The 14,579-nt window shown below is 53.4% G+C and carries 14 protein-coding genes; 11 read left to right on the top strand and 3 right to left on the bottom strand.

Translation table 11 applies throughout. The features are described 5' to 3' along the window. Window positions 1-45: 45 nt before the first annotated feature. The 5 genes from FHS30_RS14840 to aroE all read left to right on the top strand — a co-directional run bounded on the left by FHS30_RS14840 (window position 46) and on the right by aroE (window position 4,714). Entirely contained in the window at window positions 46-1,089 is a 1,044-nt protein-coding gene (locus FHS30_RS14840) for a LysM peptidoglycan-binding domain-containing protein (RefSeq protein WP_183911292.1), read from the top strand. Window positions 1,090-1,147: 58 nt separating this feature from the next. After that, window positions 1,148-2,272 (top strand): DNA-processing protein DprA, encoded by a 1,125-nt coding sequence (gene dprA / locus FHS30_RS14835; protein ID WP_183911291.1) that lies wholly within the window; start codon window positions 1,148-1,150, stop codon window positions 2,270-2,272. Between the two features lie 75 nt (window positions 2,273-2,347). Beyond that, window positions 2,348-2,917, top strand: a complete 570-nt coding sequence (gene tsaC, locus FHS30_RS14830; protein ID WP_183911290.1) for an L-threonylcarbamoyladenylate synthase type 1 TsaC — start codon at window positions 2,348-2,350, stop codon at window positions 2,915-2,917. A 25-nt stretch (window positions 2,918-2,942) separates the two neighbouring features. After that, on the top strand, window positions 2,943-3,851 hold the full coding sequence (gene hemF / locus FHS30_RS14825) for an oxygen-dependent coproporphyrinogen oxidase (RefSeq protein WP_183911289.1): 909 nt from the start codon (window positions 2,943-2,945) through the stop codon (window positions 3,849-3,851). Further along, window positions 3,848-4,714: a shikimate dehydrogenase gene (gene aroE / locus FHS30_RS14820; protein WP_343049193.1), complete on the top strand. Its 867-nt coding sequence runs from the start codon at window positions 3,848-3,850 to the stop codon at window positions 4,712-4,714. The genes hemF and aroE overlap by 4 nt, the downstream gene beginning before the upstream one ends. A gap of 2 nt (window positions 4,715-4,716) precedes the next feature. On the opposite strand, the gene FHS30_RS14815 is transcribed toward aroE, so the two are convergent. After that, complete coding sequence (locus tag FHS30_RS14815) at window positions 4,717-5,265, bottom strand: gamma carbonic anhydrase family protein (protein WP_183911288.1); 549 nt, start codon at window positions 5,263-5,265, stop codon at window positions 4,717-4,719. Between the two features lie 64 nt (window positions 5,266-5,329). Here FHS30_RS14815 and FHS30_RS14810 point away from each other — a divergent pair, with 64 nt between their 5' ends. Continuing rightward, window positions 5,330-7,372, top strand: a complete 2,043-nt coding sequence (locus tag FHS30_RS14810; protein WP_183911287.1) for a M3 family metallopeptidase — start codon at window positions 5,330-5,332, stop codon at window positions 7,370-7,372. A 4-nt stretch (window positions 7,373-7,376) separates the two neighbouring features. Next, entirely contained in the window at window positions 7,377-7,619 is a 243-nt protein-coding gene (locus tag FHS30_RS14805) for a YheV family putative zinc ribbon protein (protein ID WP_183911286.1), read from the top strand. Here the strand turns inward: FHS30_RS14805 and FHS30_RS14800 are convergent. Both FHS30_RS14800 and FHS30_RS14795 read right to left on the bottom strand, forming a co-directional pair. Next, on the bottom strand, window positions 7,616-8,371 hold the full coding sequence (locus FHS30_RS14800) for a hypothetical protein (RefSeq protein WP_343049191.1): 756 nt from the start codon (window positions 8,369-8,371) through the stop codon (window positions 7,616-7,618). The two genes, FHS30_RS14805 and FHS30_RS14800, sit on opposite strands and share 4 nt — an antisense overlap. 257 nt (window positions 8,372-8,628) lie before the next feature. Beyond that, the gene (locus FHS30_RS14795) at window positions 8,629-9,945 is read right to left on the bottom strand and encodes an MATE family efflux transporter (protein WP_183911285.1); all 1,317 of its coding nucleotides are present in this window, start codon (window positions 9,943-9,945) and stop codon (window positions 8,629-8,631) included. 406 nt (window positions 9,946-10,351) lie between these two features. Between FHS30_RS14795 and coxB the strand changes: the two genes are divergently transcribed. Genes coxB through FHS30_RS14775 form a run of 4 tightly spaced genes read left to right on the top strand, consistent with a single transcriptional unit; the run spans window position 10,352 to window position 14,577 of the window. Beyond that, on the top strand, window positions 10,352-11,485 hold the full coding sequence (coxB, locus tag FHS30_RS14790) for a cytochrome c oxidase subunit II (protein WP_183911284.1): 1,134 nt from the start codon (window positions 10,352-10,354) through the stop codon (window positions 11,483-11,485). A gap of 13 nt (window positions 11,486-11,498) precedes the next feature. Then, a complete protein-coding gene (gene ctaD, locus FHS30_RS14785; RefSeq protein ID WP_183911283.1) occupies window positions 11,499-13,049 on the top strand; it encodes a cytochrome c oxidase subunit I in 1,551 nt (516 codons plus the stop codon). 3 nt (window positions 13,050-13,052) lie between these two features. Next, window positions 13,053-13,628, top strand: coding sequence for a cytochrome c oxidase assembly protein (locus FHS30_RS14780; RefSeq protein ID WP_183911282.1), 576 nt, complete (start codon window positions 13,053-13,055; stop codon window positions 13,626-13,628). A 28-nt stretch (window positions 13,629-13,656) separates the two neighbouring features. Next, window positions 13,657-14,577 carry a cytochrome c oxidase subunit 3 gene (locus tag FHS30_RS14775; RefSeq protein WP_183911281.1) on the top strand — a complete coding sequence of 307 codons (921 nt, stop codon included), beginning with the start codon at window positions 13,657-13,659 and terminating at the stop codon, window positions 14,575-14,577. Window positions 14,578-14,579 lie beyond the last annotated feature (2 nt).

The following is a 14,579-nucleotide window of genomic DNA, read 5'->3' as shown; positions in this document are numbered from 1 at the left end:
GGCCGAGTTATTCCCTAAAGGCCGCGAGAAACAGGATTGGTTTCTATGAAAAAGCTATTTTTGGGTTTGGCGGCGTCGCTGGTATTGTGTGCCGCAGCGTTTGGCGAAGATGTACAAATCCGCAGTGACAGGCCCGACAGCTACCGCGTAACTGAGGGCGATACCCTTTGGGATATTTCCGGCAAGTTCTTGGAAAACCCGTGGATGTGGCCAGAAATCTGGCAGGTCAATCCTCAAATTGACAATCCCCACCTTATTTATCCCGGCGATGTGATCAGTCTGGTCTACCTCGACGGCAAGCCTCGCCTCGCCATCGAGCGCGGCAAGCCCACGACCAAGATGTCACCTGGTGTTGAAAAGCTCTCGCCCAAAATTCGCTATCAACCCGTGGCAGCGGCCATTCCGGCCATTCCCTTGGATGCTATTAACAGCTTCCTAACGGGTAGTCGCATCGTCATGCCCGATGAGTACAACAACGCCGCCTATGTATTGGCGGGCGAAGATGGTCGATTGATCAGTGGCGCAGGTGACTATTTATATGCGCGTGGCGAAATCGACCCCTCTGTGCCCGTGTATGGTATCTATCGGAAGGGCAAGAGCTTTAAAGACCCAGAAACCGGTGAGTTCCTCGGTTATCAAGCGTTGGATGTAGGCGCAGTGCGCGTTGCGGCCATCGAGGGCGATATTGCCACCATGGATGTCACCCGAACGACGCAAGAAATTTTGATTGAAGACCGCTTGTTGCCCAGCGCCGATCGCTCAGTGGCCAGTACCTTTTACCCGAAGGCACCTGAGAAAGAAATCAATGGCGTTATTATGACCGTCGAAGGTGGCGTTACGCAGGTGGGTCGCATGAATGTTGTCGCGATCAACCGCGGCCAGCGCGATGCCCTGCAAGCAGGGGATATCTTGGCGATTATGAAAGCGGGGAAAGTGGTGCGCGACCGCGTCACCGGTAAGCCTGTTAAATTGCCCGATGAGCGCGCTGGATTATTAATGGTTTTCCGCATTTTTGAGAAGATGAGCTTCGGCATAGTGCTCGACGCCACTCGCCCACTGGCGATTAACGACCGGGTAATAAACCCCTGATGAATTAAAGCCGGCCCAGAGCCGGCTTTTTTATGGACGCCGTTCAAGGATGAACACCATGGCACTTTCCCTTCGCGATCTACTCATCGCTCTGCACCATATCCCCGGACTGGGTCCCATAAAGTGGCAGGCACTGCAGGCCTCGTTACCGAGCCCCGAACAGCTCATACAACTTTCCTATCAAGACCAAGCGCGCCTTTTGGGTGATAGCGGTGCGCGCTTGCTGTGCGACTGGTTGGCGGACATTCCCGGCAATTGGCTGGCGACCCGTTTAGCGCGCTTAACCGATTGGCTGGATCAGCCACATCACCACCTAATCACGCAATTTGACGAGGATTATCCCGAGCTACTTCGGGAGGTTCAGGGGCCTTTGTTGCTCCATGTCGCCGGTGAACCGGAGGCGCTTGCACTGCCTCAAATAGCCATAGTCGGTTCGCGTAAACCCACGGCTGCAGGCCGCAAAACCGCCCAGTGCTTTGCCTCAGTTTTGGCCGAAGGCGGCTTTGTGATTACCAGCGGCTTGGCCTTGGGCATTGATGGAGTAGTGCATGAGGCAGCGTTGACAGTTGGTGGCAAAACCGTAGCGGTGTTGGGTTCAGGACTCGATGGCATCTATCCGGCATCTCATCGCGCCTTGGCTGAACGGATAGTGGCGGAGGGCGGCGCGCTGGTTTCAGAGTTTGCCCTGGGTGTGAAGCCAGAGCCCGGGCACTTTCCTCGTCGCAACCGTATTATCAGTGGCTTGAGTTTAGGTACCTTGGTGGTAGAAGCGGCCCTTAAAAGTGGTTCATTGATCACTGCCCGTCTAGCGCTTGAGCAAAATCGTGAGGTTTTCGCAATTCCCGGTTCAATCTACAGCGCCGTCAGTGAAGGCTGCAATTGGCTGATACGCGAGGGCGCGCAGTTAGTTTCAAACCCCTCTCACATTGTTGAGCACTTAGGGGCGGGCTTGGGCCATCTGGCGTTATCGCCGTCTAACTGTGATGAAGTGAGCGCCGACTTACTGCCAGTATCCGATGATAGCGCCCGGGTTCTGCATTTATTAGGCACAGAGCGAATGCCCTTTGAAGCCCTGATGGAGACGGGTGAGTTTGACGTGGCACAGTTGCATCGCCTGCTCAATGAATTGGAGCTGCAAGGCAGCGTGATATCAACGGAGTGTGGCTACGAGCGGTTACCGTGAAGCGGCAGAATTGAACGGCGCGGTCGCAAGTGTGACAATGCGCAGCGTCCGAAAACCCGTTCACAGGTCTGCACTATGATGAACCCCTGGCTCGACCACCCCGACATCCACCACGCCGTTGCCGCGCTCAAAGACGGTGGGGTCATCGCGTACCCGACAGAGGGAGTTTGGGGTTTAGGCTGTCTTCCGGAAAACGAAGCCGCTGTGCTGCGCATCTTGGCACTGAAGCAGCGACCGGTTGAAAAGGGGTTGATATTAGTGGCGGCTCGCCAAGATCAGGTGATGCCCTGGTTGGCGCCGGTAACTGAAGCCGCGCAGCGGCAATTGGCCGCCAGTTGGCCAGGTCCCAATACCTGGTTGATTCCCCACAACGGATCCGTGCCACCGTGGATTACCGGCCAACACCCCAAGCTGGCGGTCCGAGTTAGCGACCATCCAGTGGTACAAGCACTGTGTGAATTGACGGCATCTGCATTGGTGTCGACGTCAGCTAATCCGCAGGGGCTACCGGCCGCCATGGATGCCGCCGAAGTAACTGCTTACTTCTCGATGGGCATAGACGCCTTGGCGCCGGGCGCCGTCGGCGCGCGCGGGCGCCCCTCCCTAATTCGCGACCTAGAAACGGGCGCAGAAATTCGCGCCTGATCAGGCGATTTGCTAAAGGACTTCCATGGCCAGTATTGATAAAGACGTTGTTAAAGCCTATCTGTTAGATCTTCAAGACCGCATTTGCCAGGGGCTCAGCGCCTTGGATGGCAATGCATTCATTGAAGACAGCTGGGAGCGTGCGGAAGGCGGCGGTGGGCGCTCAAGGGTGCTCACCGAAGGGCGCGTTTTTGAAAAAGCCGGTGTGAATTTTTCCCACGTGTTTGGCGATGGGCTGCCACCCTCCGCCACGGCAGCTCGACCGGAATTGGCGGGCCGATCCTTTGAGGCCATGGGGGTGTCGCTGGTGGTGCACCCGCACAATCCCTACGTGCCGACGAGTCATGCCAATGTTCGATTCTTCATTGCTGAAGCCCCGGGTGAAGCACCTGTTTGGTGGTTTGGGGGCGGCTATGATTTAACGCCCTATTACGGCAACGAAGAGGACTGCCAACACTGGCACCGAACTGCGCAAGCGGCGTGTCAGCCCTTTGGTGAAGACCTCTATCCGCGCTTTAAACAGTGGTGTGATGACTACTTTTATCTCAAACATCGACAGGAGCCGCGCGGTATTGGTGGTTTGTTTTTTGACGACTTTAACGAGTTAGGTTTTGAGCAGAGTTTTGCCTTCATGCGCGCCGTGGGCGACAGCTACCTAGACGCCTATGGGCCCATAGTGGAGCGGCGGGAATCGCGCGTGTTTGGCGATCGTCAGCGGCAATTCCAGCTGTACCGACGCGGCCGTTACGTGGAATTCAACTTGGTCTTCGACCGCGGCACGCTATTCGGGCTGCAAACCGGTGGCCGCACTGAGTCTATTTTGATGTCCCTGCCACCGCTGGTGCGCTGGGAATACAACTATCAACCGGAAGCCCAAAGTGCCGAGGCTGAATTGACGGAATACTACCTCAAACCGCGGGATTGGTTGGCGTGACGGCCCAAGGCAGGGGTACAGCAGGTCTGTCGCGCGATCGCTATCAGGTGGTTGGCAATCCCATTGCACAATCTAAATCGCCGTTGATACACCGCTTATTTGCCGATCAAACCCATCAGCAGTTGGACTATGGACGGGCCTGTCCGGCTGAAGGGCATTTTGCAGAAGAGGCGAGGCGTTTCTTTGCGGCAGGTGGGCTCGGCATGAACGTGACCGCCCCCTTCAAGCTGGATGCCTTCAAATTTGCCCATGCATTAACGCCGCGCGCCGAATTTGCGGGCGCCGTGAATACCCTGAAGTTGAGCGAAAATGGCGACATCTTAGGCGACAATACCGACGGTTTTGGCTTAGTTTATGACCTATCTAAGCGCTTGGGTTGGCGTCTAGCTGGCGCACGCATTTTAGTGTTGGGTGCCGGCGGCGCTGTGCGTGGGGTGTTGCAACCACTGTTGGCTGCACAACCCGCCCAGTTGGTGGTAGCCAATCGCACCTTGGCACGGGCTCAGGCGTTAGTGCCCATTTTTAACCCCGTAGGGCCGCTCAGTGTGTGCGAGTTTTCGGCGTTGTCGCTACAGGAATTTGACATCATCATTAATGGCACCTCGGCCGGACTTCAGGGTGAGTTGCCACCGCTACCCAGGGGGCAGCTTGGGTCCAATTGCCTTTGCTATGACATGATCTACAGTGCCAAACCCACGGCGTTTCAGGTGTGGGCACGCGCAGAGGGCGCAGCGCATGCCGAGGATGGGTTAGGGATGTTGGTTGCTCAAGCCGCCGAGTCGTTTCGGTGGTGGCGGGGTGTGGTGCCCGATATTGAGCCAGTGTTGACCCACATGCGCGAGCACCTGCGCACCGGCGCTTGAGCTTATTCAGCGTTGGCCAGTTGTTCGCGGTGTTGGTCTTTTAATTTCGCGTAGTTTGCCGCTGTGTATTTAAAAAACGCCCGCTCTTTGTCGCTCAGCGGTCTCGCCTGTCGAGCGGGGGCTCCCATATACATGAAGCCAGACTCAAGCCGTTTGCCTGGCGGCACTAAGGTGCCGGCACCAATAACCACTTCGTCTTCCACCACCGCGCCGTCGAGAATAGTGGCACCGATGCCCACGAGAATCCGGTTGCCTAGGGTGCAACCGTGCAACATGGCGCCGTGTCCAATGGTCACATCGTCGCCTATGGTGAGGGGCCAGCCGTCCTCGTTGAAGGGCCCCGCGTGGGTGATGTGCAGCACCGACGCATCCTGAACGCTGGTGCGCGCACCAATGCGAATCCGGTGCATATCGCCTCGTATCACGGCCATGGGCCATACGGAGCTATCTTCACCTATGACCACGTCACCTGTGACGACGGCCGAAGGGTCTATGAATACGCGCTCACCCAGTTGTGGGTGAATGCCATTAAAGGATCGAATAGGGTTCATCGAGCACTGCCTTTTTCGGGTAAAATGCCATTTTATGCTTACTTAACCACGAGTCGGAAATTTCATGCCGCAAATCGAGCAAAATCCGTTATTGGCGGATCCCTATTTTCCACCCTTTGGTGAATTCACCCCCGCACAGGCTCAGGCAGCCATCACTGAAATCCTCGCCGAGAATCGAGCGGCGATTGAGGCAATCATTGCGGGGGCCGAGCGGCTGACGAGCGATCAAATTCTCCGTCAGCTAGAGGCGTTGGATGATCGATTGGCGCGTGCTTGGTCGCCCGTGAGTCATCTCAACAGCGTACAAAACAGCGATTCCTTACGCAAAGTTTACGAAGATTGTCTGCAACAATTGACGCAGTACCATACTGAGTTGGGCCAGCATCCAGCGCTATTTAATCTTTACCAATCACTGAAATTACGCGCCGATTTTGCGAAGTTAAGCCAAGCTCAAAAGCAGGCAGTTGAGCACGCTTTGCGCGATTTCACCCTTGCTGGCATCGGCTTACCGGAGCGGGAACGCAACGAATTTAAAGCCATTAAGCAGCGCCTTAGCGAGTTGTCGAACGCCTTTTCAAATCACGTATTGGACGCCACACAGGGTTGGCATTTGCACATCACGGATGTGCAGGAGCTGGCGGGCTTGCCAGATCACGCCGTGGCACAAGCGGCGCAGGCGGCAAAGCGTAAGAACTTGCAGGGTTGGGTCATTACGCTGGATTTCCCTGCGTATCTCGCCGTCATGACCTACGCAGAAAACCGCGCTCTGCGCGAGCAAATGTATCGCGCGTTTGTCACCCGCGCATCTGAATTTGGCCCTCCAGAGCGAGACAATGGGCCGCTCATTGTGGAAATTTTGCAAAAGCGACAAGCACTGGCTTCGCTGTTGGGTTACGACCACTTTTCTGCATTGTCGCTGGCAAAAAAAATGGCGGACTCGCCACAGGCGGTGTTGGATTTCCTCATTGAGCTGGCCGCGGAAGCCAAACCTGTGGCCATGCAAGAGTATGCAGCTTTAGTAAAATTTGCAGATGAATCCTTAGGCCTTCAATCACTGCAGCCCTGGGATGTCACCTTTGCGTCTGAAAAGCTTAAGCAGCGTGATTTTAGCGTGTCTCAAAATGAGTTGCGGCCGTACTTTCCCGCTCAAAAAGTCATTGACGGTATGTTTGCGGTGGTTCATCGCCTGTTCGGTATTGAAGTAGAGCCAGTGCACGATATCGCTGTTTGGCACCCCGATGTGCAAGTGTACGCCATAAAAAAATCCGGTGAATTGTGCGCGTTTTTCTATTTGGATCTCTACGCCCGCGAAAACAAACGCGGTGGCGCATGGATGGATGATTGCCGCGTTCGCAGGTTCACCGAGCATGGATTGCAAAAGCCCATCGCCTATCTAACGTGCAATTTTACGCCGCCGCTCGACGATGCGCCGTCGCTCTTAACCTTTGATGAAGTCACGACGCTGTTTCATGAATTCGGCCATGGCCTGCATCACATGTTAACGGAAGTCGATGTGGCCGCCGTTTCCGGCATCAATGGCGTGCCTTGGGATGCAGTAGAGTTACCCAGCCAGTTTCTGGAGAATTGGTGCTGGGAGCCAGAAGTTATTCCCATGATTTCCAGCCACTACCAGTCGGGTGAGCCGTTGCCGGCGGAATTGCTGCAGCGAATGTTGGCTGCCCGACATTTTCAAACAGGCATGTTTATGGTGCGGCAACTGGAATTCGCGCTCTTTGATTTTGAGTTACATATGCAGCGCGATGTTACCCAGTCGGATCAGGTGCAAGCGTTACTAGACGCGGTGCGTCAGCGCGTTGCGGTGGTACAGGCGCCAGCGTTTAATCGCTTTCAACACAGTTTCAGCCATATTTTTGCCGGCGGTTACGCCGCAGGTTATTACAGTTATAAGTGGGCTGAAGTGCTTTCGGCAGATGCTTTTTCCCGTTTTGAAGAAGAGGGCGTTTTCAACCGCGAAACTGGCCAGCGATTTTTAGATGCAATTTTGACGCAGGGGGGCGCGCGCGCTGCCTTGGATTTGTTTACTGAATTTAGAGGCCGAGCGCCATCCATTGAGCCGCTCTTGCGACACAGTGGCATCAGGAGCTAAGTAAATGGCAACCACCAAAAAGCGTTTTATAGCGGGAGCGATATGCCCCAGTTGCAGTGCCTTGGACAGAATCATGATGTACCGCGACGGTGACTTAGATTTCCGTGAGTGCGTGGCCTGTGGATTCAAAGATGAAATGCGTTTCAAGCCGCAGGTGCGCGAACTCGGTACGCGGGTAAACCAGCCGGAAGAAATCAAACAAGCGGATACACAAGTATTGCAATTTCCGCCCCTGGAAGAGGACTAGTGCAGGTTTTTACTCGTGCGACCTTGCGCGAAATGCAGCTCAACACTCAGGTTGCTGGCAAGGCAGGGGTAGCGCCGTAATTCTTCGCCCCAGCCAGAGCTTTGATGGTTGCCGACATAGCTTTTGAATGCATCGGAACACAGGTAGTTGTCGATGGCCGTGCCGCGCATCAATAGCATCTCAACCGAGTATTGCACGGCGTGATCGAGGTCATTGGCAAAGGGCTCACCAATAAGGCTGTGCACCACTAGGTTGGCGGTGGTCATATCCATGGGCGCAAGTGGAATGCCAAAGCGCGCCATGATGTGGTCGTTTACCTCTTCAATGATGCGGTGCGCAAGATAGGCCTCATCGAGCATGGCATCCAAGCCGGTATGACCTTCCACCAACTGTGGTGGGCTCAGGAAAAAGTCGCCGATAATGCGTAAAAACGGTGTAGTTACTGCCTGTATGTTGTGTAATTCGCCGATTTTCCCTACGGCTTCCATAAAGTCGGGCACGTGGCGAATGTAGGCGATGACAAAGTCCATTAAGTTGTCGGGCGTGGCCATTAAGCGACCATCGCGACCGAGCAGTGCTATGGCACCGTGGAGCTTGTCAAAATTTTTCTTGAGTACTTTTAAAAATAGCCCGGACTGGTGCTCGGCTTCGATGGCTTGACTGATGAGAGTACGAATATGGCGCAGCTCCTCACCCGTAGGGGTTAGGTCGGCCTCTGGTTCCCTCTCTACATGCGTGCGTTGGAATAACACCCTACACCGTACCTCTTAGGTATATGTACATACATACTGACGTTGCGCATATTTGGGCCCTTGCCTTAGCACGCCCTGCGAATGTTGTGTTCTACATTGGATTGGGTCGTCCGTACCCAAAACAACGGAATACTAACCACAATTCCCCAGTTTGGGCAGTGTTTGGCCAAAGATTGTTTCTTGGGCCCGCATTCAGGTAGGTTGGCAACACAAGCTAAACATAGCAGAGCCTGAGGCTAGGGTAAGACTAAGTTTGTCTAATTTTTTAAATCTTCATGCCTTCCAGAGCGTGTCATATAGAGCGTTAGGCTCAATCCCCGCGCCAAATTGAATAGGCAAAACGCCAACCATAGGCCGTGATTGCCCCAGTCTTGGGTTAGCCACCAGAGGGGGAAGAAGACCCCGAATGCGGAGGCCAATAGCGTGTCTCGCATTGCGCGAGTTTGGCCTGTGCCGATGCAATAGCCGTCCCATACATAGGCTGCAACGGATACCGGTGGCACCAGCAGCGCCCAGAAATAATAGTGGTGAGTAGCGGCGATGACGTTGGGGATATCGCTCATCAGCGCCACTAACGACCCCTCGCCAAGCGCAAAAATACCGGACAACAGCAGTGCGACTGCTCCGGACCAACCCATGGCGAGCATCAATAATCGTCGTCGCGTTCGTAGGCTTTTTGCTCCTGAGGCCTGGCCTACGAGACTCTCTGTGGCGTGGGCAAGTCCATCTAGGCAATAGGACGCCAAATGCACCAATTGCAGCAGTATCGCGTTCGCCGCAAGCGTAGTATCCCCCAACTGGGCGCCTCGGCTGGTGAAAAACAAAATAACCGCCAATAGCCCCCAGGTGCGCAGCATTAAGTGCTGATGGCTGGATAGCAGTGACCGCCAAGGCGTAGACCGCGCGCGCAATTGCGCAATTGAGGGCCAGCCCGCGTGTTGAATGTAGAGCCGCAGGGCTAGCAGCAAGCCGGTATATTCGGCCATTAAGCTGGCCAGCGCCGCGCCATCACTGCGCCAGTCGAGCCAGACAATGAACACCAAATCCAAACAAATATTGGTAATTTGAGTTGCGAGCATGATGTACAGGGGCGCGCGCATTCGCTGAACGGCTATGAACCATCCCAGCAACACGTAGGTGAGCAGCGTTGCGGGTGCGGCCCAAAGGCGTATACGGGTGTAATCGAGCGCGAGCGCTGTGACTGTTTCGCTGGCGTCCATCCACTGGATCGCCACAGGCAATAGCCAAGGGCCGGCCGCCAAAATCAGTGCGGCCAATACCAATGCCAGTAGCGCATGTTGAAGCGCGATGCCATTGGCGCCGCCCCGGTCGCCGCGGCCAAGTGCGCGCGCGACAAAGCCAGTGGTACCCATGCGCAGAAAGCCAAACCCCCAAAATAAGATGGCCAACAAGCTGGTTCCCAGTGCCGCAGCGCCCAAATATGACGGGTGCGGTAGGTGACCCAGCAGTGCTGTGTCTACCATGCCCAGCAGCGGTTGGGTGATATTGGTAAGAATCAAGGGGCAGGCGAGCGCCCAGAGGGTTCGACTGCCGGGGTCTTTGTGCAAACTCAAAAAGGGTGGTCTCCAAGAGCGAGTAGCAGATTAAAAACCACCCGTAACATAATAAATTTGTTGATTTTTTTGCTATCTTATGGCCTTCTTACAGGCGCTATAAATGCGACGATTTGCCGCAGTTTGTTGGATGTACCCCTCGGTTGACGAAATAATCACCTGGTATCCGCTAACTATAGAGCGCAGATCGCACTAGCTGGTATCAGTGTGACGGCTTTGTTGTAGCGTTGTGCGCCGAAAGGTTCACCGCGCAGATGATACGTAGGATCTCGGTGTTAGCCGAGCGTAATGATTTATAGTTTACCGTTGTGACCGGCCGGGGCAATGGAGAGCGCTTCGCTTTCCGCCGGGTTCATCCGTTGAAGTAGTCATAAAAAGCATAACTAGCTACACGGAGACAATGGGCATGCTGAAACAAGCAAAAAGCTGTTTTGCTTGGTTGCTTGGCTTATCGTTTACCAGTCAATTTGCACTGGCAGACGACGTTAAGCGTTGGGGGGTCAACATGACCCAGGGGGTTACCGATGTAAGCCGCGAGATCTACGGTTTGCATATGGATATCTTCTGGTGGTGTGTGGCCATCGGTGTAGTTGTATTTGGTGTAATGATTTACACCATGATCGCACACCGCAAAGCCAACGGGGCCAAAGCCGCCAACTTCCACGAGAGTACGACACTCGAAATTTTATGGACGGTAGTGCCTATCATCATTTTGGTGATCATGGTCATACCCGCCACCAAAACCCTCATTAAAGTGTACGACACCAGCGAGCCCGATCTCGATGTGGTGGTGACGGGTTATCAATGGAAGTGGAAATACGAATACCTCAATCAGGATGTGAGTTTCTTCTCCTCGCTGTCCACTCCCCAGGATGAGATCTACAATCGCGCGCCCAAAGGCCCGAACTACCTGCTGGAAGTTGACCAGGAGTTGGTGATCCCCACCAAACAAAAGGTTCGCTTTTTGATTACCGCCAACGACGTCATTCACGCGTGGTGGGTACCGGATTTGGCCGTTAAAAAAGACGCGATTCCCGGCTTTATCAACGAGTCTTGGACTTATGTTGAAGAGCCTGGCATCTATCGCGGCCAATGTGCGGAATTGTGCGGAAAAGACCACGGTTTTATGCCCATCGTGGTGCGCGCGGTACCGCAAGCGGAATTTGATGCTTGGATGAATAAAAAGCGTGAAGCGGCGGCTGCTATCGCAGAAGCGGCCAAGCAAACCCTGACCTTTGACGAGTTATATGCGCAAGGGGAAGCGGTTTACCAGAAACACTGTGCCGCCTGTCATCAGGCAGATGGCAAAGGAATTCCACCGACTTTCCCAGCGATCGCTGGCAGCCCAATCGCCAACGGCGACATGCGCGCGCACATCGATCGCGTGCTTAATGGTGGACAAGGTATGCCTCCCTTTGGTGAGCAGTTAACGCCGGTTGAATCCGCGGCGGTTATCACCTTCCAACGCAATGCGTTTGGCAACAACACCGGTTCCGAGTTGCAGCCAATTGACATCGTGAATTTTAAGCAAGGTTTATAGGGGGAGCTACGACATGGCACACGGTCCTGCTAAAGGAATTACCCGGTGGCTCTATACCACCAACCACAAAGACATCGGCAGTATGTATTTGTGGTTCAGTTTCCTAATGTTTTTACTTGGCGGTGTATTCGCACTGGTGATTCGCGCCGAGCTATTTGAACCCGGTCTACAAATTGTAGAGCCTGAGTTTTTTAACCAAATGACCACTATGCACGGCTTGGTAATGGTATTTGGTGCGGTGATGCCGGCCTTTGTGGGCTTGGCAAACTGGATGGTACCCATGATGATCGGTGCGCCTGATATGGCACTGCCGCGCATGAATAACTGGTCCTTCTGGATTCTGCCGTTTGCGTTTGCCATGTTGGCATCCACGTTATTCATGGAGGGCGGAGCACCCAATTTTGGTTGGACCTTCTACGCACCGCTATCCACGACATACGCACCGCCTTCGGTAACCTTCTTCATATTTGCTGTGCACATTATGGGTGCGAGTTCGATCATGGGGGCGATCAATATTATCGCAACCATATTGAACATGCGGGCCCCGGGCATGACCTTAATGAAGATGCCGCTATTTGTGTGGACGTGGTTAATTACAGCGTACTTGCTAATTGCTGTAATGCCCGTGTTGGCCGGTGTGGTAACCATGATGCTGATGGATATCCACTTTGGCACCAGCTTCTTCTCCGCCGCTGGCGGTGGTGACCCGGTATTGTTCCAACACGTATTTTGGTTCTTTGGGCACCCTGAAGTGTACATCATGATCTTGCCCGCCTTTGGTGTGGTGAGCGCGATTATTCCCACCTTTGCCCGCAAGCCACTGTTTGGCTATGCGTCTATGGTTTACGCCACGGCATCAATTGCATTCCTGAGCTTCATCGTGTGGGCCCACCACATGTTTACAGTGGGGATGCCAATTGCGGGTGAGTTGTTCTTCATGTACGCCACCATGCTCATTGCAGTCCCAACGGGCGTGAAAGTGTTTAACTGGGTCACTACCATGTTCAAAGGTTCAATGACCTTTGAGACTCCCATGTTATTCAGCGTAGCGTTCGTGATTTTGTTTACCATTGGTGGCTTTTCAGGGTTGATGTTGGCGATTGCGCCAGCAGATTTCCAATATCATGACACCTACTTCGTGGTGGCTCATTTCCACTATGTATTAGTGCCAGGCGCCATCTTTTCTATCACTGCGGGTGTCTACTACTGGCTACCCAAGTGGTGCGGCAATATGTACGACGAAACCATGGGTAAGATGCATTTCTGGATGGCGTTCATCGGTTTGAACCTCACCTTCTTCCCAATGCATTTCGCTGGACTGGCTGGCATGCCTCGTCGCATCCCCGATTACAATATGATGTTTGCCGATTGGAATATGATTTCATCAGTGGGTGCCTTCCTCTTTGGCGCCGCTCAACTCTTGTTCTTATATAACGTCATTGCAACCATCGTATCGGGCAAAAAAGCAACTGATCGTGTGTGGGAAGGTTCGCACGGCTTAGAGTGGACAGTTCCGTCACCTGCGCCGTACCACACCTTTAGTACACCGCCAGAAGTGAAGTAACTGATGGCCGGCGAAACGGAAAAAGCTAACGTCTTACTCAGCGCCAAATTGGTGGCGCTGGGTGTGGCGATGTTTGCCTTTGCGATTTTTGTTATGCCGCCACTGTATGACGTTTTCTGTGAAATTACGGGACTAAACGGTAAGACGGGAGCGCAGTATCAGGCGCGAGAAATCACCGTTGATACGAGTCGAGAAATTACCGTTCAGTTTGTGGCTACCAACAATGAAGCTATGCCTTGGGTTTTTGAGCCGGGTGTGAAAAGCATCAAGGTTCATCCCGGCCAGCCAGTTGATGTGATTTATCGTGCGGTTAACCCAACCAATCGAGATATGGTAGCGCAAGCGGTGCCGAGTTTAGTGCCATTTAAAGCGGCGCAATTTTTTCATAAAACTGAGTGCTTTTGTTTTAATAACCAGCCCTTAAAAGCCGGTGAAACAGCAGAGCTCGGTTTACAGTTTATTGTAGATTTGGATGTGCCCAAACAGGTGAACACCATCACTTTGTCGTACACATTGTTTGATATTACCGATGCCACAGAGGCGAAGGTAGCAGGCAATAACCGGGCGCAAACACCCTAACAACTCCATAACAATGCGGGGTAGCAACATGGCAACAGAAGGAACTTATTACGTTCCGGAGCAGAGCAAATTACCGATCTTTGCCAGTTTCGGTTTGTTTCTCACGGTTTTTGGTGCAGCCAATTGGATCAACGGCAGTGACAACGGTCCAATGATGTTTATGGCCGGCGGTTTTGTCATGGCAGTGGTGTTGTGGAACTGGTTCAGCACCGTGATTGACGAAAATATGAATGGCTTAAATTCTCCCCAGCTCAAGCGTTCCTATGTATGGGGCATGGGTTGGTTTATTTTCAGTGAAGTCATGTTTTTCGCTGCATTTTTCGGAGCGCTCTATTATATTAGAAACTTCTCACTGCCTTGGTTGGCCGGTGAGGGTGATCACAGCAGTATGACGCCAGAAGTGTTGTGGCCAGGTTTTGAAGCCCATTGGCCGTTGATGACAACACCGGATATGGCCGCCAATGGTGAAGCCGCTAAGGTGCTAGGCCCGGCCCAAAATATGAGCGGCAGCACTGTCGAAAATGTCTGGAGCTGGCTGCCACTTTGGAACACGATTGTGTTGATGACGTCTTCTGTGACCGTTCACTTTGCACATACCGCCATTAAGAAAGATAACCGCAAGGGCTTCAATTTGTGGTTGGGCATCACTGTGTTGCTGGGCTTTATCTTTTTGGGTTTACAGGCTGAAGAATACATCGTCGCCTATAACGACATGGGCCTGACGTTAGAGAGCGGTGCATACGGCACAACGTTCTTTATGTTGACAGGTTTCCATGGTGCACACGTCACAATGGGCACCATCATGTTGTTGGTAATGTGGCTACGGTCGATGTTGAAAGGCCACTTTAAGTCAGATGACCAATTTGGTTTTGAAGCTGCCAGCTGGTATTGGCATTTCGTAGACGTGGTCTGGGTTGGCTTGTTTATCTTTGTCTATGTCTTCGGTTAATT

The sequence above is a fragment of the Simiduia aestuariiviva genome (assembly GCF_014192475.1).
GTDB lineage: Bacteria > Pseudomonadota > Gammaproteobacteria > Pseudomonadales > Cellvibrionaceae > Simiduia > Simiduia aestuariiviva.
This window is presented reverse-complemented; position numbering and strand designations above follow the sequence as displayed.

Coding starts and splice junctions, on each gene's coding strand:
- coxB (WP_183911284.1), top strand. CDS start 10,352: ATGCTGAAACAAGCAAAAAGCTGTTTTGCTTGGTTGCTTGGCTTATCG.
- ctaD (WP_183911283.1), top strand. CDS start 11,499: ATGGCACACGGTCCTGCTAAAGGAATTACCCGGTGGCTCTATACCACC.
- tsaC (WP_183911290.1), top strand. CDS start 2,348: ATGATGAACCCCTGGCTCGACCACCCCGACATCCACCACGCCGTTGCC.
- hemF (WP_183911289.1), top strand. CDS start 2,943: ATGGCCAGTATTGATAAAGACGTTGTTAAAGCCTATCTGTTAGATCTT.
- FHS30_RS14805 (WP_183911286.1), top strand. CDS start 7,377: ATGGCAACCACCAAAAAGCGTTTTATAGCGGGAGCGATATGCCCCAGT.
- FHS30_RS14780 (WP_183911282.1), top strand. CDS start 13,053: ATGGCCGGCGAAACGGAAAAAGCTAACGTCTTACTCAGCGCCAAATTG.
- FHS30_RS14815 (WP_183911288.1), bottom strand. CDS start 5,265: ATGAACCCTATTCGATCCTTTAATGGCATTCACCCACAACTGGGTGAG.
- dprA (WP_183911291.1), top strand. CDS start 1,148: ATGGCACTTTCCCTTCGCGATCTACTCATCGCTCTGCACCATATCCCC.
- FHS30_RS14810 (WP_183911287.1), top strand. CDS start 5,330: ATGCCGCAAATCGAGCAAAATCCGTTATTGGCGGATCCCTATTTTCCA.
- FHS30_RS14840 (WP_183911292.1), top strand. CDS start 46: ATGAAAAAGCTATTTTTGGGTTTGGCGGCGTCGCTGGTATTGTGTGCC.
- FHS30_RS14775 (WP_183911281.1), top strand. CDS start 13,657: ATGGCAACAGAAGGAACTTATTACGTTCCGGAGCAGAGCAAATTACCG.